The sequence below is a fragment of the Thalassiella azotivora genome, assembly GCF_054781695.1.
The window spans coordinates 58,056-78,528 of record NZ_BAAGTX010000009.1 but is presented as its reverse complement, the minus strand read 5'-3'; the positions used below and the strand labels follow the sequence as shown (position 1 = coordinate 78,528).

Sequence of the window (20,473 nt, the reverse complement as noted above, 5' to 3'; positions counted from 1 at the left end):
GCGGCGGGTGGACGGCCGGACGGGAGGTCACGAGGTCACCGCCCGCTGCTGCCGGGGCTGGAGTGCCAGAGCTTGCGCGGAGCCTCGCTGCGCCGCCGCCGCTCGGCGTCCTGCTCGGTCCGGCCGGCGGCACCGCGGGTGTCGCGGACGTCGTCCCCCGACGGCTTGACGTCGGCGTAGGGGGACTGCCGGAACCCGCTGGCGTGCACCAGGACCCGGCGGTGCCGGGTCCCGCCGCCCATCCCGCCGGCGGAGTGCTCCTCCTGACCGCCGGCCGCGCCGTCGCCGGCGGCCCCGGTGCCCTGCCGGGTGGGGTCCGGCTCGGCTGTCGGGTGGCTGGGTGGGTTGGTGCCGCCGTACTTCACGGTCGCCGCCGCGGGGGCCGCGGCAGCGGCGGCGGCGGACCGGCGCAGCACCGCGGCCTGCCGGTCCGGGTCGGGCAGGGCACCGCCGAACCGGACGAGGTCGCCGTCGTCGCGGCTCTCCCCCAGCGGCGGGCGGGCCATCACGGGCCGGCTGGAGCGGCTGGCCGCCCCACCCTGCACGGCCCGCTCGTCGTAGCCCGTGGTGTCGGTGAGGACGGCGTGGACGGCGGGCAGGCCGCCGTCGGTCCAGGCGTCCCACAGCTCGGGCAGCGACCAGGCGCCGGTCGCGCGCAGGGACACCCCCCGCGGTCCGGTGCGCCGCAGCTCCCCGCGGACCAGCAGCAGCCAGGACCCGAAGACCGTCGCGGCGTACGGGCCCTGGACGTCCTCGAAGAAGGTCGCGTCGACCGGGCCGTGGGAGTCGTCGAGGGTGAGGAAGACGACGCGCCTCCCGGAGCGGATGGGCGGGGTCTGGGTGGCGACCTTCACCCCGGCGACGAGCAGCTCGCTGCGGCTGCGCCGGCGCACCAGGTCCGGCGAGCGGGTCACCCCCAGCGCGCCGAGCAGCGGGGCGTAGAAGTCGACGACGTGGCGGCTCGCGTCCAGCCCGAGGACCTCCAGCTCGGCGCGGACCCGCTCGCTGCTCGTCATCTCCGGCAGGCCGCTGGGGACGGTCTCGTCCGGCCGGTCCCCGAGGTCGAGGGCCATCTGCACGGGCTGGTCCTGCGCGGCCTGCACGGGCCGAGCGGCCTGGGACTGGCGGGCCGCGGCGGTCCTGACGTCGAGGTGGCGCTCCACCGGCGAACCGGCCCCACCCGCCCCACCCGACGGACCCGCCCCACCGGTCGTCGGGGCGGTCGAGCCGGGAGGAGCGGTCCGGCCGCGGCGAGCGGACACCGCGCGGGCGGACCGCTCCTGGCTGCGGGTCCACCGGTCCAGCTCGGCGAGCTGGAGCAGCAGGTCGCGCCGGGTCACCTGCCCGCGGCGACGTACCGGCACGGTCGACCCGAGCCCGTACAGGGAGTCGAACCCCCCGGCCAGCACGAGCCGCTCGGCGACGGGCCGGCTGACCCGCGCACGGTGCCAGAAGTCGGCGAGCGAGTGGTACGGCTGGCCGGCCACGACCCGGGCGACCTCGGCCTCGCTGATGCCCTTGACGTCGGACAGCGAGAGCCGGATGCCGTACCCGCGGGCGTCGGGGACGGCGGCGTCCAGCCGCAGCGGGGCGCCGTCCGAGGTGGTCCCGGCGGCTGGTAGGTCGTCGGGCTGCTCGGGCGGCCGCCGCGGGCCGGCGTCGGGACGCAGGGGGCCGGCGTCCACCTGGTCGAGGACGGCCGGCGGGGGCTCGTCCCAGGGCGCGACCTTCTCGACCCGGTAGGTGTCCCCGGAGGCGTTGACGTCCAGGCCGAGGACGGCGATCCCGAGGTTGCGGGCGTCGTCGAGGATGAGCCGCTTGGGGTACATCCCGGGGTCGTGGGTGAGGACGCCGGCCAGGAACGCCGCCGGGTGGTGGGCCTTCAGCCACGCGGACTGGTAGGTGGGGAGCGCGAACGCGGCGGCGTGGGCCTTGCAGAACCCGAACGAGGCGAACGCCTTGAGCACCTCCCAGACGCGGTCGGCGTCCGCCTCGTCGAAGCCGCGCTCCAGCGCCCGGGGCCGCCACCACGCCTCCACCTCGGCCTGGCCGTCGCGGGACCCGAGCGCGCGGCGCACCTCGTCGGCCTCGGCCCGGGACACCCCCGCGGTGATCGCGACGATGTCGATGACCTGCTCGTGGAACACCACGACGCCGTAGGTCTGCTCCAGCGGCTCGCGCAGCAGGGGGTGCAGGTAGTCCGGTGGGTCCCAGCCCTGCCGGGCCCGCAGGAACGGGGTGACCATGTCGCTCTTCACCGGGCCGGGCCGGAACAGGGAGATGTCGGTGATGAGGTCGGCGAACGTCTGCGGGGCGAACTTGCCGACGAGCTCGCGCTGGCCGGGCGACTCGATCTGGAAGCAGCCGAGGGTGCGGGTGGAGCGGACCAGCCGGAACGTCGCCTCGTCGTCCAGCGGGACGGCGTCCAGGTCGATCGTCCCGGTGGCGGCGTCCAGGTAGGGCGCGTCGGGGTGGTGCCCGCCGGCCCCGACGGCGCCGGTGCCGTCGACCCGCCGGACCTCCTGCACCGCGTACGCCATCGCGGACTGCATCCGGATCCCGAGGACGTCGAGCTTGAGCAGGCCCATCACCTCGACGTCGTCCTTGTCGAGCTGGCTCATCGGGAAGCCCAGCCAGCTCGCCTCGACCGGGGTGCGGTCCCCGAGCGTGGCGTCGGACAGCAGCACCCCGCACGGGTGCAGCGCGACGTGACGGGGCAGGCCGTCGAGCCGCTCGACGAGGTCGAACAGCAGGTCGAGCCGTGCCTGGCCGAGGCCGGAGGCGCGCAGCTCGGGCAGCTCGGCGACGGCGTGCCGGACGTCGCGGGCGCGGATGTGCGGGAACGACTTGGCGATGGCGTCGACCTCGCCGGGTGGCATCCCGAGCGCGGCGCCGACGTCCCGGACGGCGTGCCGGACCCGGTAGGTGTCCATCATCGACACGCAGCCGACGCGCTCACCGCCGAACCGCTCCAGCACCCGCTCGTAGACCTCGGTGCGGCGGGCGGACTCGACGTCGACGTCGATGTCGGGCAGCTCGGCGCGCAAGGGGGTGCAGAACCGCTCCATCAGCAGGCCGTGGGCGAGCGGGTCGACGCCGGAGACCCCGAGCAGGTAGTTGACGAGGCTGCCGGCGCCGGAGCCGCGGGCGGCGACGCGCACGTCCATGGACCGGATCAGGTCGCACACCTCGGCGACGGTGAGGAAGTACGTGGGGTAGCCGAGGGCCGCGACGGTCGCGAGCTCGTCGTCGAGGCGGGTGGCGACCTGCGCCTCGCGGGCGCCGGACAGGCCGGGGTACCGGCGTCCGATCCCGGCCAGGCAGCGCTCGCGCAGGACCTGGTTCGCGTCGTCGCGGGCGGGGTCGAAGCCGGGGACGACGACCTGCGGCTCGGGCAGGTGCACCCGGCCGATGCCGAGGTCGGCGGCCGGGTCGAGGTGGGAGCGCCCGGCGACGCGCTCGGTCTCGCGCAGCAGCGTCGCGGCGGCACCCGCGTCGCCGGCTGCCTCGGCGACCCTGCGGGCGACGGCGCTCATCTCGTCGGCGCCGGCGAGGTGGGCGCGGGCGGTGGTCCGGTCGGTGCTGCGGGCCGACAGCGGGACCAGCCGCCGGGCGGCGTCCAGGACGTCGGCGGTCGGGGCGCCGTCCGGCGTCGCGTAGCGGACGGCGTTCGTCAGGACGGCGGGCAGTCCCGCCTCGCGGGCCAGGGCGAGCATCCCGGCGGCGTGCGCGAGGCTGGCGGGGGTGCCCTGCGGGCCGAGGTGGCAGACCACCTCGACGGCCAGGGCGCCGAGGGGGACGGCGTCGTACCAGCGCGCGAGCAGCGCCCGCGCGAGGTCGGCGCGCCGGGCCAGCACGGCCCGGCCGATCTCGGAGTCCGGGCCGAGCAGGACGGTCAGCGCGGGAGACCCCGTCGTGGGGTCGGTGGCGTGCTCGCCGACGAGGGCGGTGGTGGTCACCGGCCGGCCGCGCTCGCCGCGCAGGTGGGTGGCGGACACCAGCCGGCAGAGCCGGCCCCAGCCGGCGGCCGCGGGCAGGCCCTCGACCCCGCCGGCGCGGGCGAGGACGGTGACCCGGGGCAGCCGCCGGTCCACCTCGGCGCCACCGCGGGCGGGGGTGCGGCGAGCGGTGCGACGGCCGGCGGGGGCCGGTAGCAGGCCGCTGGGCTCGACGGCGAGGTCGACCCCGAGGAGGGGCGCCAGGCCGGCGGAGGCGCAGGCGGTGACGTGCTTGACGGAGCCGTAGAGGCCGTCCCGGTCGGTCAGCGCCAGGGCGGGCAGGCCCAGCTCGGCGGCCCGCCCGACGAGCGTGGCGGGGCTGGACGCCCCGTGGCGCAGGGAGTACCCGGACGCCACGTGCAGGTGGGTGAAGGACACCGCGTTGCCGACCTCTCACCGACGTCACCTGCGGTCCGCAGGTGGTGCCGAGAGGACCGGGGAAGGGATCACTCTCGAACGCGTGTTCGACCCACGTCCCGACGATACCTCGGCGCCGTGGGGCCCGCGCACCCGCCCGGCAGGTGGCCGACGCCGGTCACCCACTCGGCGCAGTGCGGCCGGTCCCGGTCCTCCCACCGACGCAGTTCCGGTCCCTCTCAGGCACCGGAACCGCGTCGGCGTCCGGTACCACGCGTCCGCCGCAGCCGGCCGTCAGGATGCCGGCGCCCACATCACTCCGCGGCTGCCGCTGCCGTCCACCCGATCAGCGTGGCCCACGATCACACCGGCGTCGTTGACGTCGCTGGCCCACCCGCCGGTCAGGCGCTCCGGAAGGACGAGCTCGGTCATGACCCGGTCGTGCCAGACCAGGGCGGTCCGGCTTTGCCTCTCCACGTCGTAGCCGCTACCCACGACCGCACCGAGCCGGTTCACGCCTCCCGTGAACACGGCGGCCATCGACGGACTCGGTAGGTGCTGGACGGCTCCCCCCTGCCAGGTGATCGCCACGCCTTCCCACAGGAAACCGACGACCAGGCCACGTTCGCTGACGCCGGTGATCGCGACCTCGTCGGCAGGGAAGGCCACGGCGTGCGGCACGGTCGTCGTCCCCGGTCCCCGGTCCCAGCGGATCACCAGTGGCGGCCCTCCCTCACGGACAGCGCCGTGCCCACCGACCTGCCCGCGGTTGTTGATCGCCGACGCGTACGTGGGCCCCGCCTCGGCCGGCCCGGTCAACGGGACGAGCTCGCCGCGCCGCCACAGGACAGCCCGGCCGTACTCCCCCGGCCGACTGGCCCAGCCCACGACCTCACCCACGTCGTTGACACCGTTCGCGTAGCCGGTGACGCCCTCAGGCAGCGGAAGCACCCGGACGACGCCCCCGGCCCACATCACCGGACGGGCCCAACCCTGGACGTACGCGGTCCCGACCACCACGCCCCTGTCGTTGATGTCCGACGGACGGGCCACGGTCGAACCCTGCGGGACCGGCAGCGTCTCGACCTGGCCGTCTCGCCACAGCAGCGGCGTGGTCGCCCAGGTGGCCGCGTGACGCGACGACCCCACCGCCACCCCCCGGTCATCGACGGCGACTACGGGCGTGTAGTCGTGACCAGGAGGCTCGGGCAGCTCGATGGCCACGTACCCGGACGGGGTCTGTGCGCGAGAGTCCCCGCCGGACATAGCCAGCACCCACGAGGTCATGACCAGCACCAACGTCACGGCGGGCACTCGCCTCATGGACATCACCTTCAACCACGCGGCCGGTGAGGTCTCGTCTCCTGACACGGTATTCGCCTGGGCGCAGGGGCGGCCAGGCGAACGCGGAGGGTCCGGCCTCCTGGAGGCCTCCGGATCTTCCGCCCTCCCTCGGCCCCGCCTGCAGGACCATGCTCGACTGCGGCGCGCGGGTCAGCGCAGGCCGGCCACCGGCAGGGGGACGCCGAGCAGGTGGGCGACGAGGTGGGTGAACGCCTCCGCGTCGCGCACCAGGTCGTCCGCGTCGCGAGCGGTGACCACACCGTCCCGTCCGGCCTCGACCGCGGCGCGCCGCGAGGCGCCGGCAGCGAAGAAGGCGGCCCACTCCCCCAGCTCGGGGGCGACGCGCGGGAGGACCACCCAGACGTTCAGCGCACCCGAGGTGCGGGTGGGCCGCCCGCGGACGGCGAGGACCGCGGCCGCGGCGCGCAGGGCCGCGAGGTGCGCCGTGACGTACCTGTCGCCGGGCGCGGGCTCCAACCGGGCGCCGGCCAGCCCGTCGCAGGCGCGGTCCAGCAGGTCCATGGCCGCCGTCGGGGTCGGCGCCCTCCGCGGGTGCGGACCGCGGTCACCGCGCGAACGTCCGCCGGACGCGGGAGCCGGACGCGACGAGACCGCGGGCGCGGGAGCCGGACGCGACGAGACCGCGGGCGGCGACGCGGGGCCACCCGACGTGGCCGTGGTCGAGTGACCGGCGGACGAACGGGCCCCGCCCGATCCGGCACGGGGCGTCGCGGGGCCCGGGACCGTCAGCGGCAGGGCGAGGACCGTGACCGTGGAGGCGCTCACGTCAGTCGACCACCCGAAGCAGGGTCCAGCCCTCCGGACCGGACGCGTTGCGGCACAGGTCGTAGACGCCCGTGCCGGCCTGACGCCCCGCACTGGCCTCGACGCGCCAGATCTCCCGGTCGCCACCGAGTCCGTCACCGTCGCCGGCGGGCGACTCGCCGCGCACCGCACGAGCGGCTCCCTCGGACCACCAGGCACGTCGTTCGTACCAGTGGGCCAGGACGTCCCGCACGACGTAGAGCCGCCCCCGCCACAGGAAGGCGGTGGGTGCCACCGGCGCGTCGGGCTCCCCTGGCCGCACCCTCGTCGCGACCCCGCCGGACGGGGCCTCCTTCACCTGGACCGCCTGCACCTGGACCGCGTCCTCGTAGCTGCGCACGGGTTCCACCTCCTGCCGCCGGGTCGCTCACCCGGCACCTGGCCCGCGTCCGCGGGCGCCACCAGCGGGGGACGGCGCCACCGCCGTCCCGAGGTCACTCGACCCGCCACCCGACCCTGCCGAACCCTGCCCGAGCGCTGCCGCACCGCACCCGTCGTCACCGAGGGCGGCGCGGGTGGCCCGGGCTTCCCCACCCGGGCCACCCCTGCGCCGCCCCGCGGCACCGGGCCGGAGGACGGGGTCGAGGTCGCCCACCCGCTCGGTGCCACCGGTGGGTTCGCGACTCCCCACCGGCGACGCGTCCGAACCTTCGTTCGAACACGTGTTCGACTATACGTCCGCCGTCGGACAGGCCGTCAAGCGGAACCGTCGAGGTCCGGCCACCGGCCCCGTCGAGGACCGGCTGTCGGCCACCTGCCCTAGCGTTCACCCCGCCGGTGACAGCCGGCTGGGAGGCGACCCCGGTGCGAGGTCGGACGAGGGAGGAGGGCGCGGCGTGGACCTCGAGGAGGCACGGCGGATGGCCACGGCCCTGATGCGCGGGCACGGCCTGGACGACTGGACGCTCGTCTACGACCGCGCGCGCACCCGGGCCGGGATCTGCCGGCCCGCCCGTCGCGAGATCGGGCTGAGCCGAGCCCTCACCGCGTTGCACCCCCCGGAGGAGGTGCGCGACACGGTGCTGCACGAGATCGCGCACGCGCTGGTCGGCACCGACCACGGCCACGACGAGGTGTGGCGGCGCGCCGCCGTCGCGATCGGCTGCTCGGGTCGCCGCTGCGTCGACCGAGGGTCCCCCCGCCCTGACGCGCCGTGGCAGGGCACCTGCCCCGCCGGTCACGTGGCGCACCGCTACCGCGTCCCCCAGCGGGTGCAGTCCTGTCGCCGGTGCTCGCCCTCCTTCGACCCTCGGCACCTGCTGCGGTGGACCCGGCTCGGCGAGGTCGTGCCGATGCACCCCCGCTACGCCGCCGAGCTGCGCCGCCTGGAACGCGCCGGACCGCCCCCGACCGCCGACGCCCCGGCGGCGGACCGGCCGCGTCGCCGCCCCGCGCTGCTCCCCGTCGGTGCGCTCGTCACCGTGGGCGGCACCGGTCGGCACGCAGGGACCCGCGGCCTGGTGGAGAAGGTGGCCCGGACGCGGTACCACGTGCGGACCCGCGAGGGTCTCCTCACCGTCCCGTTCGACCTCGCCCGCGCCAGTGGCCCGCTCGGCTCGGCGGCCCGACCGGCCGCACGCCCCTCTGCTCCGGGCTGACCTCACCCGCGATGGCCGCCCGCACGACGCGCGCGGAACGCGACCTCGTCGCTACCGTCTGCCCATGACGAGCGCGACCGGCGAGGAGCTCGCCGACCACCCGGGCGTGAGCCGCGTCCGGCAGGCACTGCGCGACCTGCAGGCCACGGGCGAGGTCGTCGTGCTCGACGACCACGCCCGGACGGCGGCGCAGGCTGCCGCGCAGCTGGGCGTCGAGGTCGGGCAGATCGCCAGCTCGCTGATCTTCTCGGTCACGGACGACGGCTCCCACGACGGCCGCCGGGCGGTCCTCGTGCTGACGTCTGGTGCCCACCGCGTGGACACCGACCACGTCGCCGCCCTGCTGGAGGTCGACCGGCTCGACCGGGCCGACCCCGAGTTCGTCCGCGCCCGCACCGGGTTCGTCATCGGCGGGGTCGCCCCCGTGGGGCACCTGACCCCCGTCCAGACCCTGGTGGACGTCGCACTGGCCGGCTACGACGAGGTGTGGGCGGCCGCGGGCCACCCCCGCGCGGTGTTCCGCACGCGCTACGACGAGCTCCTGCGCATCACCGCGGGGCACCCCGTCGAGGTGGACTGAGTCGAGGCCACCGGGTCCAGGCCACCGGGTCCAGGCCACCGGGTCCAGGCCACCGGGTCCAGGCCACCGGGTCCAGGCGGCACGGGGTCGAGGGCGCAGGAGGTCGCGGGGTCGGCGGCGGCACCCCGCCGGCCGCTACGTTCCTGGGTTCCCCCCTGGAACCAGGACCGCCGGCCGGCGGGTGCCGCCACGAGCACGGGGGCGGGTGCCCGACCGGACCACGGGGAGGCCCGGCGGGGTGGGTGAGCACCCGACCCCCGTACACAGCGGAGACCGGGTTCCCCACCCACCGTGACGCCGTGCCGACCACCGTTCCGGTCACGATCAGGTAACGGCCCCACGTGGGCGGGCGACGTCCGGCGGGCGACGTCCGGCTGCCGACCGTCGAGAGCCGACGGGCGCGACGGGGGCGACGGGCAGCGCCGACGACCACGACCTAAGGTCGGCCCGTGACGACGTCGCACCCCGGGAACGGCCCGGCCGGTGTCCTCGGTGCGGCGTCCCGGCGCGCCCCCGGGGCACCGGCACCGGGGGAACCGCCGGCCCTGGTCACGGTCCACCTCTGGGGCGTCCCCCCGGCCGGCGTCCCCGCGGCCCTCGGCCGGATGGCGCTCGACCAGCTGCTCGTCCGCCGGCTGCCGGCCACCTTCACCAAGCTGCTCGGCACCGGCCGAGGGCGCACGTTCACGCTCGGCGACGCCGACCCGGGGCACTGGGCGCTGCTGGCCTGCTGGCAGGACGCGGCGGACGCCGAGGCGCTCGAGCGCTCCCCCACGGCGCGGGCGTGGCGGCGGATCGCCGACGAGGAGCTGCGCGTCCACCTGCGCCCGTTGGCGTCCCGCGGCAGGTGGTCGCGCCGTGAGCCGTTCGGTCGACCGCAGCCGCGTCGCACGACCGGGCCCGTCGCGAGCGTCACCCGGGCGCGGATCCGACCCCGCGAGCTGCTGACGTTCCACCGGGCGGTGCCCCCGGTCGCCGCGGACCTCCGCCAGGTCCCCGGCCTGCGGCTCGCGCTCGGCGTCGGCGAGGCTCCCGTGGGGCTGCAGGGCACGTTCAGCCTGTGGCGGGACGGTGAGGCGCTGCGGGAGTTCGCCCACCGGCGGAACCCGCACGCGACCGCCGTCCGTCAGACCACCGAGCGCGACTGGTACGCCGAGGAGCTGTTCGCCCGCTTCGAGGTGCTCTCGATCGAGGGCACCTACGCTGGGCGGCAGCCGTGAGCCGGGCCCGTCACCCGGCCGTCGACCACGAGAGGGGACCCGCATGGAGCTGATCGCGTGGGTCTTCACGTCCGGGTGGGCGAGCGGCATCAACGGCTACCTCGTGGTGCTCATGCTCGGGCTGCTGGAACGCTTCGTGGCCGTCGACCAGGTGCCCGACGTCCTGGCCCGCACCGACGTGCTCGTCGCGGCCGGCGCGCTCTTCCTCGTCGACCTGGTGGCCGACAAGATCCCGTACGTCGACTCGGTGTGGGACGCCGTCCACACGGCCATCCGACCGGCGATCGGCGCCGCCCTCGGCGCGCTCCTGGCGGGCGAGGCCGGCAGCGTCGAGCAGGCCCTGGCCGCGACGGCCGGCGGCGTCACCGCGCTGGCCTCCCACGCGGTCAAGGCGGGTCTGCGCGCGGCGGTGAACACGTCGCCGGAGCCGGCGTCCAACGTCGGCGTCAGCGTCGCGGAGGACACCGCCGTGGCCGGCGTGATCAGCCTGGCCGTCGTCGCCCCGTGGCTGGCGGCGACGATCGCGGCGACGCTGCTCATGGTCGGCGTGGTCCTCGTGGTGCTGCTGCTGTCCCGGATCCGCGCCTACCGCCGACGTCGGCGCGAGCGCAGGGCGGCACGCGGCGCACCACCCGGCGCCCCGACGGCGCACGGTTCGAGCCACGGAGCGGGCTCCCGGTGAGCGCGACGACCCGCCCCGGGGACGCGGGCGTCCCGACGGCACCGCCGACGGCCCGTGGCCGCGAGGGCCTCGTGCGCGCGTCGGCCGTGCTGGCCGCCGGCGCGGTCCTGGCACAGGTCGCCTACCCTCTCGTGGACGGCGACCCGCGGGCTGCGACGAACCCGACGCTGGTGGCCGTCACGGCCGCGAGCGTGCTGCTGTTCAGCGCGGCGAGCGTGGCGCACGCCGCCGCGTGGTGGGGCGCCCGCGGCGCGGTCGCGCTGGTCGCGGTCGCCGGTGGCGTGGGGCTGGTCTCCGAGGCCACCGGGGTGGCCACCGGCTACCCGTTCGGCCGCTACGACTACACCGGGACGCTCGGGCCGGAGCTGCTCGACGTCCCGGTCCTGGTCCCGCTCGCCTGGGTGATGATGAGCTACCCGTGCCTGCTGGCGGGACGGGCCGTGGCGCACCGGGTGCGCGCGCCCTGGCTGGCGGTGCCGGCCGCGACGTGGCTGCTGACGGCCTGGGACGTCTACCTCGACCCGCAGATGGTGGACGCCGGTCACTGGGTGTGGGCCTTCCCCTCCCCCACGCTCCCCGGCGTCGAGGGGATCCCGCTGACCAACTACGCCGGCTGGCTGCTGGTCTCGGCGCTCATCCAGACGGGGCTGCACCTGGCGGCGCCCCGCGGGGCGACCGCCCCGGGCGCGATGCCGTCGGTCCCCGCGCTCCTGCTGGCGTGGACGTGGCTCGGCTCGGGCCTGGCGAACGCGGTGTTCTTCGACCGACCCGCGGTGGCGGTTCTCGGGGTCCTGGCGATGGGGCTGGTGGCCGGCCCGGCCCTGTGGGTGACGTGGCGCCCGGCTCGAGCCGGCGTGCGGGCCGTCCCGGCCTCCCACCGGTGACCCGGCTCCGGGTGGTGGGCCGGGCCCTCACCTGGGCAGGCACCGCCACGGCCCTGGCGCTGACCGCGCACTCCGCCGTGAACGCCCGGCTCCTGCGCACCCCGACCGCGGACCCGGACGGCGTCCGCGAGCGCGTCAGCGTCCTCGTGCCCGCCCGGGACGAGGCGACGCGGATCGGCGCGTGCGTCCGCTCCGTGCTGGCGCAGCGCGGCGTCCCCGACCTCGAGCTGCTGGTCCTGGACGACGGCAGCGGCGACGGCACCGCCGACGTCGCCCGCCGGGCGGCCGGGGGCGACGCCCGGGTGCAGGTGCTGACGGGCGCACCGCTGCCCGCGGGGTGGTTGGGCAAGCCGCACGCCTGCGCGCAGCTCGCCCGCGCGGCGAGCGGGTCGGTGCTGGTCTTCGTCGACGCGGACGTGCTGCTCGCGCCGGACGCGGTGGCGGCGACGGTCACCCAGCTGCGGCGCACCGGCCTGGACCTGGTGTGCCCCTACCCCCGCCAGGTCGCCGTCACCCCGGGCGAGCGGCTGGTCCAGCCGCTGCTGCAGTGGTCGTGGCTGACGACCGTCCCGCTGCGCGTGGCGGAGCGGACCAGCCGGCCGTCCCTGGGCGCGGCCAACGGCCAGCTGCTGTGCGTCGACGCCGGGGTGTACCGGCGCTGCGGGGGGCACGAGGCGGTGGCCGGTGACGTGCTGGACGACCTGGCGCTGCTGCGGGCCGTGAAGGCGGCCGGTGGGCACGGCGTGGTGACCGACGGCACCGACGTGGCGTCCTGCCGGATGTACGAGGGCTGGGGGCAGGTCCGCGACGGGTACAGCAAGTCGCTGTGGTCGGCGTTCGGCTCACCGGCGGGCGCGGCTGCCGTCACCGGACTGCTGTCGGCGGCGTACGTGCTGCCGGCGGTGGCGGCGCTGACGGGCAGCAGGGTCGGTCTGGTCGGGTACGCGGCGGGGGTCGCGGGCCGGGTGCTGACGGGACGGCGGACCGGCGCGCGGGTGGTCCCCGACGCCGCCGCCCACCCGCTGTCCGTGGCGGCGCTGGCGTACCTGACCGCGCGGTCGGTGGTGCAGCACCGGCGGGGTGCGCTGTCGTGGAAGGGCCGCGCGGTCCGCACCGGCGGTGCGGGCGTAGCCTGACGCCCCTCACTCACGACAGGAGCTGGTGCGGTGTCGCGCGTCGTCGTCGTCGGTGCCGGCCTGGGTGGTCTGGCGTGCGCGGTCCGGTTGGCCGCTGCCGGGCACGACGTCACCGTGCTGGAGAAGGAGCCCGCGACCGGCGGCAAGCTGGGGTGGTTCAGCCGGGACGGCTTCTCGTTCGACACCGGCCCGAGCCTGCTGACGCTGCCGGCGGTGTACCGGGACCTGTTCGCGAACACCGGGACGCCGCTGGAGGAGCACGTCGACCTCGTCGAGGTCGACCCGGCCTGCCACTACCGCTTCGCCGACGGCACGGAGCTGGACGTCCCGAACGGCGGCCGCGCCCGGCTGAAGCGGGCCCTCGACGACGCCCTCGGCGACGGCGCCGGGCAGCAGTGGCTCGACTTCCTCACCCGCGCCGGGCGGATCTGGGACGCCACCCGCGACCCGTTCCTGGCCTCGCCCCTGCAGGGCGCCCGCACGCTGGCGGGGTACAGCCGCCGGCTCGACGACCTGCGCACCATCGCGCCGTGGCACTCGCTGCGCGCGCTGGGCGGCCGGTACCTGACCCACCCGCACCTGCGGACGCTGCTGGACCGGTACGCCACGTACACCGGGTCGGACCCGCGCCGTGCCCCGGCGGCGCTGGCGACGGTGCCGTACGTGGAGCAGACGTTCGGGTCCTGGTACGTGCGCGGGGGGCTGCGCCGCCTCGGGGACGCCGTCCGCGAACGCGCCGAGCTGCACGGGGCGACGGTGCGTACCGGCGCGGAGGTGGTCCGCGTGCTGGTGGACGGCGGCCGGGCGGCCGGGGTCCAGCTGGCCGACGGCGAGCGGGTCCCGGCGGACGTGGTGGTCTCCGGTGTCGACGTGGCCCGCCTGGTGGGGACGCTGCTGCCGCGCACGCGCAGCACCCGTGCCGTCGCCCCGGGGCTGCGCCGCGCGACGCCGTCCCTCTCGGGCTTCGTGCTGCTGCTGGCGCTGCGGGGGCGCACGCCGGACCTGCGCCACCACACGGTGCTGTTCCCGGCCGACTACGACGCGGAGTTCGACGCGGTGTTCGGCGTGGGCCGCCACCGGGGGCAGCCGGTGCCGGTGCCCGACCCGACGGTCTACGTGAGCGCACCGGACGACCCGGCCCTGCGACCGGACGACGACCACGAGGCGTGGTTCGTCCTGGTCAACGCCCCCCGGCACACGCCCGGGCACCGGGGCGCCGGGGTGGACTGGGACGGTGCGGGCGACGACGGTCGGCCGCTGGCCGAGTCGTACGCCGACCGGGTGCTCGACGTCATGGCCGAGCGCGGCCTGGACGTGCGCGAGCGGGTGCTGTGGCGGGAGGTGCGCACGCCGGCTGACCTCGAGCGCGGGACCGGCAGCGTCGGCGGCTCGATCTACGGCAGCTCGTCGAACGGCGCGCGCTCGGCGTTCCTGCGGCCCGCGAACGCCTCCGGCCTGCCGGGCCTGTACCTGGTGGGCGGCTCGGCGCACCCCGGCGGGGGCCTGCCGCTGGTGGGGATGTCGGCGAACATCGTCGCCGACCTCGTCGGACCCGCGACGTCCGCCTGAGCGTCGCCCCGCTCAGGCGGACTGCGGCCGTGCGGGCTCACCGAGGACGGCGCGCAGGTACGGCACCCGCAGGACCACCCAGGTGACCGCAGCCGACGCCACCAGGTGCAGCAGCGTCAGGCCCACCGCGGACAGCAGCACCCCGCCGAGGTCGTCGGCGACACCGGTCACGCGCCGCAGGCCGAAGACCAGCGCCGCGTGCACGAGGAAGACGCCGAAGGCGAGGGGGGCGACCGGTCGCAGCCACCGCTGCGCCCGGCCCTCGCTGGTGCGCAGCAGCGCGTGCAGCAGCAGGAACGCGGTCACCGACATGGTCACCACCCCCGGGGACAGGAACCCGTACGCCCACCGGCCGAGCGCCCCGAAGTCCTGCGCGGCGGCCAGCACGGCGGTGACGGCGACGGACGCGCCCCACGTCGCGGCGCACCACAGCAGCCGGCGACCGGTCAGGACGACGTCCCGCAGGCACCACCCCAGCACGTAGTACCCGGCGAACGGCAGGAACCGGGTGGCGGCGTTCAGCTCACCGACCCCGCCCAGCCAGCCGAGGAGCTGGTCGGTGACGCCGAGCAGCAGCAGCACCACGGCGAAACCGAGCTGCATCCGCCACGTGGCGTGCCGGGTGACGACCTTGAGGAACGGCGTGACGAGCACCAGCCCGGCGAGCACGTAGAGGAAGTACAGCTGGAGGAACGGCGCGCCGCGGGCCACGTCCGTCGCCGCCTCGCCCGGCGTCAGGTCCGGGTCCAGGACCATCCACCGGAAGAGCAGGTACACCCCGGTCCAGAACACCAGTGGGACGCCGATGCGCTGCCAGCGACGACGGTAGAAGTCGCGGGGCCGGACCACCTTCGCCGGGTCGAGCGCCAGCGCACCGCTGATCATCAGGAAGACGGGGACGCACCAGCGCGCCGCCGAGTTCAGCCCGTTCGCCAGCCACCACCCGGCGTCCCCGGTCGTGACCCCCCGCCCCTCGACGGTGGGAGCGAGCACGTGCACCAGCACGACGGCCACGATCGCCAGGACCCGGGCGGGGTCCATCCAGGCGGTGCGCGTGCGCGGCGGCGGCTCCTCCGGGACGGCGTCCAGGGCCTCGAGCGCGCTCACCGGGGCAGCCTGCCCCACCCCACGACGAGCTGCACGGCCCCGACCAGCGCCGTGGCGAGCCAGACGAACGCCCCGGTGGTCGCGAGCGCCGCCGCCTGGTGGGGCAGGACACCGGCGGCGAGCGCGAACATCAGCGTCACGATCACCCGGGTGGGCCGCTCGGCCACGGTGAGGACGACGGCGTCGGCGGCTCCGGTGGCCGCCGCGCGCTCCCGGGCGTACTCGAGCACCGTCGTCCCCGCCACGGCGGCGACGACGAGGGCGGCCGGGGCGCCGAGCACCCAGAGCACCAGGCCGAACGCGGCCTCGGAGAACCGGTCCGCGGTGGCGTCGACGACGCCGCCCCAGCGGCTGCGGTGCTCCCGCAGCCGGGCCACGGCTCCGTCGAGCCCGTCCATCGCCGCGGTGAGGAGCACGAGCGCGGCGACGAGCAGCGTCCACCGGCCGCCGGCGAGGGCGACGGGGACGGCGGCGAGCGCGGCCACCACGCCGGCGGCCGTCAGCAGGTCGGGGGCGACGCCGCGGCGGGCGAGCGGCCGGGCCGCGGCGGTGACGAGCCGCAGCCACGGACCGACGAGCGGCCCGCCGGCCCCGGCGTCGAGGTGGTGCTCCGTGCGCCAGCGGGCCTCGTCGTCGCCGGGCCCGGCGCCGCTCATCGAAGCTGCCAGCGCACGGTCAGGACGACGGTCCGCTCGACCTCCGAGGGGGCGACCGCCACGGCCTCCAGGGCCCCGCGGGCCGCGAACGGGCGGGGACCGCCCGGCGGGGGGCCAGCGGGCTCCTCGGTGACGGCGCGCACCGGCCCGAGGGTGCGCCCGGCCAGTGCGGCCAGCGCCTCCGCCCGGTGCCGCGCGTCGGCGAAGGCCGCGCGGCGGGCGCGGTCCAGCAGGTCGGTGTCGTCGCGGACACCCGCGGCGACGGCGTCGAGCTCGAGGTCGTCGCCGCCGGCCGCCAGCACGGTGGCCAGGGCCTCGCCCAGCCGGTCGACGTCGTCCACACCCAGCCGCAGGCCGTGCACGGCCCGCACGCCGGTGCGGCGGCTGCCGACCTCGGGGTCGTGCCGGTGCTCGGCGTGGACGGCCAGGGCGGTCGTGGCGGGAGCCGCAGCCCACACCGGGTTCGCCGCCGCGACGACGTCACCGACCGCCCGGACGACGGCGTCGACGGCCGCGACCGCGGCGGCGGCGTCGTCGCGGCGGCAGGTGGCGGTCAGCGCGACGGTGACGACGTCGGGTGCCGTGGCCGCGCTCCCCGTCCCGGTGACGACGACCTCGTCGCCGCCGTCGGTCTCGGCCCTCGGGGCGGGACCGGTCATGGTCGGACCCCGGTCACGCCCGCGCGCCGGCGACCCCGGTGACAGCGGGGCGCTGCCGCGACGCGGGGGTGTCCAGGCCCAACGAGCGGTAGATCTCCAGCGTCGCCGTGGACCGGTTCAGCGTGTAGAAGTGCAGGCCCGGCGCGCCGCCGTCGAGCAGGTCCTGCGCGAGGCGGGCGGCGGCCTCCAGGCCCACGGCCCGGACGGCGGCGGGGTCGTCGGCGACAGCGGTGAGCCGCTCCACGAGCGCGGGCGGGACGGGGTTGCCGCCGAGCACGCCGAAGCGCTCGATCTGCCCGATCGTGGTGATCGGCATCAGCCCGGGGATGATCGGGATGGTGCACCCGTGCCGCCGGGCCCGCTCGACGAGCTCGAGGTACGCGGTGGGCTCGAAGAACAGCTGGGTGACGGCGAACGCGGCGCCGGCGTCGGCCTTCATCGCCAGGACGCGGGCGTCGTGCTCCAGGTCGGGCGACTCGGGGTGGCGGTACGGGAAGGCCGCGACGCCGACGTCGAACCGGCCGAGCCCGCGGACGAGCTCGACCAGCTCGACGGCGTGCTGCAGGCCCTGCGGGTGCTGGACCCACGGGGCGCCGGGCCCGCCCGGCGGGTCGCCGCGCAGGGCCAGGACGTTACGCACCCCGGCCGCGGCGTACTCGCCGACGACGCGGCGCAGCTCGTCCCTGGAGGCCGAGACGCAGGTCAGGTGGCCGACCGGGGTGAGGGTGGTCTCGCTGGCGATGCGGCCGGTGATCCGCACCGTCCGGTCGCGGGTCGACCCGCCGGCCCCGTAGGTCACGGACACGAACGTCGGGGCCAGCCCCTCCAGCCGCCGGATCGACGCCCACAGGACGGCCTCGCCGGCGTCGTCCTTGGGCGGGAAGAACTCGAAGGAGAAGGACCGCCGCCCCGAGGCGAGCAGGTCGCTGATCGTGTCCACGAGCGTCGCGGTCGGTCGGCTCGTCGTCAGGTTCCCCAGGGCCATGGGGCCAGCCTAGAGGCAGCGTGCGGGGGGCCGGCCGCCTACGCTCGCATCCGCCGGAGCGGTCCGGCCCGAAGTACGGTCGACAGCACCGCGCACCGCGCGGCAGACCCGCCGAGGCAGGAGAGCACGTGACGCGTCCCACCCCGACCCCGCCCGCACCCGTCGACGCCGGGGTCGAGGCCGCTGCCGAGGGCGGACCCGCTCGCCACCCGCTGGACGCGGCGCACCTGCGCCGGCGCGTGCAGGGGGTGCTGGACGCCTTCCTGGAGGAGCAGCGCGCCGTGCTCGCGGCCGTGTCGGTGGACACCCTGCCGCTCCTGGACGCGGTCCAGGACCTGCTGGTCGGCGGCAAGAGGCTGCGTCCGGCGTTCTGCTTCTGGGGGTGGCGCGGCGCGGGCGGCCCCGACCCGGTCGCGGCGGACGTCGCGGTGCGGGTCGCCGCGTCGCTGGAGCTGTTCCAGGCCGCCGCGCTGCTGCACGACGACGTGATGGACCGCTCCGACACGCGCCGCGGCAGGCCGGCCATGCACCGGGCGTTCGCCGCCCGTCACCGTGAGCGCGGGTGGCTCGGCGACCCCGAGCAGTTCGGCGACGGTGCCGCCGTCCTCGCCGGTGACCTGTGCCTGTCCTGGAACGACGAGCTGCTGTCCCGGGCCCTGCGCGAGCACCTGGCCGACGGCGGCCACGGCCTGCCCGGTGCGCCCGCGCGGGTCGAGGCGACCCGGCGCGAGTTCGACCGGATGCGCACCGAGCTGATGGCCGGTCAGTACCTCGACGTCCTCGCGCAGTCGGGGGGTTCGTCCGGGGACGACCCGGTGGCCGTGGCGCGGGAGGTGATCCGCTTCAAGTCCGCGAAGTACACGATCGAGCACCCGCTGCTCGTCGGCGCTGCCCTGGCCGGCGCCTCCCCGGCGCTGCGGGCCGCGTACAGCGCGTACGGCCTGGCCCTCGGTGAGGCCTTCCAGCTGCGCGACGACGTCCTCGGCGTCTTCGGCGACCCCGAGGCGACCGGCAAGCCGGCCGGGGACGACCTGCGCGAGGGCAAGCGGACGGTGCTCGTGGCGCTCGCGTCCCGGGCGGCGGACGCGCGGGGCCGCTCGCTGCTCGAGGAGCACCTGGGCCGCCGCGACCTGGACGAGGACGGCGTGCAGCGCGTGCGCGACGTGCTGCGCGGCAGCGGCGCGCTGGAGGAGACGGAGCGGATGATCGCCTCCCAGGTCGCCGCGGCGCGCCGGGCCCTGGACGGCGCCCAGGTCGCCGAGCCGGCGCGGACGGTGCTGCTCGACCTCGTCGGCACCGCGACGGAGCGCACGGCGTGAGCGGGCCGACCCGGGCCCGCCGGCTCGCCGACGCGCTCGTCCCCGGCCGGGTGCGGACCGTCCAGGGCCCCACCGACCACGTCGTCGTGGTGGGCGCCGGGCTGTCGGGGCTGAGCGCCGCGATGCGCCTGGCCGGGGCAGGACGGCGCGTCACGGTGCTGGAGCGCGAGGACGGCCCCGGCGGGCGCGCCGGGGTGCTGGTGCGCGAGGGCCCGACCGGGACGTACCGCTTCGACACGGGGCCGACGGTCCTGACGATGCCCGACCTGATCGCCGACTGCTTCGACGCGCTGGGCGAGCGGATGGAGGACCACCTCACCCTGGACCCGGTCGCCCCCCTGTACCGGGCGCGCTTCGCCGACGGCTCGGGCCTGGACGTGCACGCCGACCCGGAGGCGATGGCGGCCGAGGTGGCGGCGCTGTGCGGTCCGGCCGAGGCGGAGGGGTACCGCCGGTTCGTCGACCTGGTCAGCCGCTACTACCGCTACGAGATGCGGGACTTCATCGACCGCAACATCGACACCCCGGCGGACCTGCTCACCCCCAACCTCGTGCGGCTGGCCGCGGCGGGCGGCTTCCGCAGCCTGGCCGGCGAGGTGGCCCGGTACCTGAAGGACGAGCGGACCCAGCGGGTCTACTCGTTCCAGGCGATGTACGCCGGCGTCTCCCCGTACGACGCGCTCGCGCTGTACGCGGTGATCGCGTACATGGACTCGGTCGCGGGCGTGTTCTTCCCGCGGGGCGGGATGAACGCCGTCCCCCGGGCGATGGCCGCCGCCGCGCAGGCGCACGGTGTCGACATCCGGTACGGCGTGACGGTGGAGTCCGTGGAGCGCTGCGGCGACCGGGCGACGGCGGTGCGGACGGCGGACGGCGAGCGCGTGCCCTGCGACGTCGTCGTCCTCAGCCCGGACCTGCCGGTGGCGCGCCGCGACCTGCTGGGGGCGCCGGTGCGCCGTCGGCTGCGGTACTCCCCCTCGTGCTGGCTGATGCTGGCCGGGTCCTCGACCGGGTACCCGGGCCTGGCGCACCACACGATCTCGTTCGGCCACGCCTGGAAGGGCGTGTTCGACGAGCTGACCTCGGGCCGGCTGATGTCGGACCCGAGCGTGCTGGTCAGCGCCCCGTCGGTGTCGGACCCGTCGCTGGCCCCGGACGGGCGGCACAGCTACTACGTGCTGTTCCCGACGCCGAACACGACGGCGGGCATCGACTGGGGGCGGGTGGGCCCGCGGTACCGCGAGCACGCCCTCGCGACGCTGGAGCAGCGCGGCTTCCCCGGTTTCGCGGACGGGATCGAGGTCGAGGACGTGACGACCCCGGCGGACTGGGAGGCCCGGGGGATGGAGGCCGGCGCGCCGTTCGCGGCGGCCCACACGTTCCGCCAGACCGGCCCGTTCCGGCCGGGCAACCTGTGGGGGCGCAACGTGGTGCTCACCGGCTCGGGCACCCAGCCGGGTGTGGGGGTGCCGATGGTGCTCGTCTCCGGTCGGCTCGCCGCCGAGCGGGTGACCGGCCGGGACCGGTCCTACCGCTCGCGCGCCTGGCGCTGAC

17 protein-coding genes are annotated in these 20,473 nt (G+C 76.8%); 9 read left to right on the top strand and 8 right to left on the bottom strand.

Annotation, left to right across the window (positions count from 1 at the left end; translation table 11 throughout):
• Positions 1–35: 35 nt before the first annotated feature.
• The 4 genes from ACYVQV_RS07880 to ACYVQV_RS07865 all read right to left on the bottom strand — a co-directional run bounded on the left by ACYVQV_RS07880 (position 36) and on the right by ACYVQV_RS07865 (position 6,864).
• Complete coding sequence (locus ACYVQV_RS07880) at positions 36–4,376, bottom strand: DNA polymerase III subunit alpha (RefSeq protein WP_461022725.1); 4,341 nt, start codon at positions 4,374–4,376, stop codon at positions 36–38.
• A gap of 273 nt (positions 4,377–4,649) precedes the next feature.
• A complete protein-coding gene (locus ACYVQV_RS07875) occupies positions 4,650–5,678 on the bottom strand; it encodes a hypothetical protein (protein WP_461022724.1) in 1,029 nt (342 codons plus the stop codon).
• Positions 5,679–5,849: 171 nt separating this feature from the next.
• Entirely contained in the window at positions 5,850–6,221 is a 372-nt protein-coding gene (locus ACYVQV_RS07870; protein ID WP_461022723.1) for an SAV_6107 family HEPN domain-containing protein, read from the bottom strand.
• Positions 6,222–6,486: 265 nt separating this feature from the next.
• Positions 6,487–6,864: a DUF6504 family protein gene (locus ACYVQV_RS07865; protein ID WP_461022722.1), complete on the bottom strand. Its 378-nt coding sequence runs from the start codon at positions 6,862–6,864 to the stop codon at positions 6,487–6,489.
• A 496-nt stretch (positions 6,865–7,360) separates the two neighbouring features.
• On the opposite strand from ACYVQV_RS07865, the gene ACYVQV_RS07860 reads away from it, so the two are divergent.
• The 7 genes from ACYVQV_RS07860 (at position 7,361) to ACYVQV_RS07830 (ending at position 14,193) form a co-directional block, all read left to right on the top strand.
• A complete protein-coding gene (locus tag ACYVQV_RS07860; RefSeq protein ID WP_461022721.1) occupies positions 7,361–8,122 on the top strand; it encodes a SprT-like domain-containing protein in 762 nt (253 codons plus the stop codon).
• A gap of 64 nt (positions 8,123–8,186) precedes the next feature.
• Complete coding sequence (locus ACYVQV_RS07855; protein WP_461022720.1) at positions 8,187–8,702, top strand: YbaK/EbsC family protein; 516 nt, start codon at positions 8,187–8,189, stop codon at positions 8,700–8,702.
• A 449-nt stretch (positions 8,703–9,151) separates the two neighbouring features.
• Positions 9,152–9,922, top strand: coding sequence for a monooxygenase (locus ACYVQV_RS07850; protein WP_461022719.1), 771 nt, complete (start codon positions 9,152–9,154; stop codon positions 9,920–9,922).
• Between the two features lie 43 nt (positions 9,923–9,965).
• Positions 9,966–10,604, top strand: a complete 639-nt coding sequence (locus tag ACYVQV_RS07845; protein ID WP_461022718.1) for a DUF4126 domain-containing protein — start codon at positions 9,966–9,968, stop codon at positions 10,602–10,604.
• Entirely contained in the window at positions 10,601–11,488 is an 888-nt protein-coding gene (locus ACYVQV_RS07840) for a carotenoid biosynthesis protein (protein ID WP_461022717.1), read from the top strand. The genes ACYVQV_RS07845 and ACYVQV_RS07840 overlap by 4 nt, the downstream gene beginning before the upstream one ends.
• Entirely contained in the window at positions 11,485–12,624 is a 1,140-nt protein-coding gene (locus ACYVQV_RS07835) for a glycosyltransferase family 2 protein (protein WP_461022716.1), read from the top strand. Before ACYVQV_RS07840 ends, ACYVQV_RS07835 begins: the two co-directional genes overlap by 4 nt.
• A 30-nt stretch (positions 12,625–12,654) precedes the next feature.
• Positions 12,655–14,193 carry a phytoene desaturase family protein gene (locus tag ACYVQV_RS07830; protein ID WP_461022715.1) on the top strand — a complete coding sequence of 513 codons (1,539 nt, stop codon included), beginning with the start codon at positions 12,655–12,657 and terminating at the stop codon, positions 14,191–14,193.
• Positions 14,194–14,205: 12 nt separating this feature from the next.
• Here the strand turns inward: ACYVQV_RS07830 and ACYVQV_RS07825 are convergent, their stop codons facing one another.
• From ACYVQV_RS07825 to metF, 4 genes are read right to left on the bottom strand one after another with little or no spacing between them, the layout of a single operon-like run.
• Positions 14,206–15,300 carry an acyltransferase gene (locus tag ACYVQV_RS07825; RefSeq protein WP_461022714.1) on the bottom strand — a complete coding sequence of 365 codons (1,095 nt, stop codon included), beginning with the start codon at positions 15,298–15,300 and terminating at the stop codon, positions 14,206–14,208.
• Positions 15,297–15,956: a CDP-alcohol phosphatidyltransferase family protein gene (locus tag ACYVQV_RS07820; RefSeq protein ID WP_461022713.1), complete on the bottom strand. Its 660-nt coding sequence runs from the start codon at positions 15,954–15,956 to the stop codon at positions 15,297–15,299. Before ACYVQV_RS07820 ends, ACYVQV_RS07825 begins: the two co-directional genes overlap by 4 nt.
• Positions 15,953–16,615: an SIMPL domain-containing protein gene (locus ACYVQV_RS07815; RefSeq protein WP_461022712.1), complete on the bottom strand. Its 663-nt coding sequence runs from the start codon at positions 16,613–16,615 to the stop codon at positions 15,953–15,955. Before ACYVQV_RS07815 ends, ACYVQV_RS07820 begins: the two co-directional genes overlap by 4 nt.
• Positions 16,616–16,628: 13 nt before the next feature.
• Entirely contained in the window at positions 16,629–17,600 is a 972-nt protein-coding gene (metF, locus tag ACYVQV_RS07810; RefSeq protein ID WP_461022711.1) for a methylenetetrahydrofolate reductase [NAD(P)H], read from the bottom strand.
• A 212-nt stretch (positions 17,601–17,812) separates the two neighbouring features.
• Between metF and ACYVQV_RS07805 the strand changes: the two genes are divergently transcribed.
• On the top strand, positions 17,813–18,919 hold the full coding sequence (locus tag ACYVQV_RS07805) for a polyprenyl synthetase family protein (protein WP_461022786.1): 1,107 nt from the start codon (positions 17,813–17,815) through the stop codon (positions 18,917–18,919).
• Positions 18,916–20,472 (top strand): phytoene desaturase family protein, encoded by a 1,557-nt coding sequence (gene crtI, locus ACYVQV_RS07800; RefSeq protein ID WP_461022710.1) that lies wholly within the window; start codon positions 18,916–18,918, stop codon positions 20,470–20,472. The genes ACYVQV_RS07805 and crtI overlap by 4 nt, the downstream gene beginning before the upstream one ends.
• Position 20,473 lies beyond the last annotated feature (1 nt).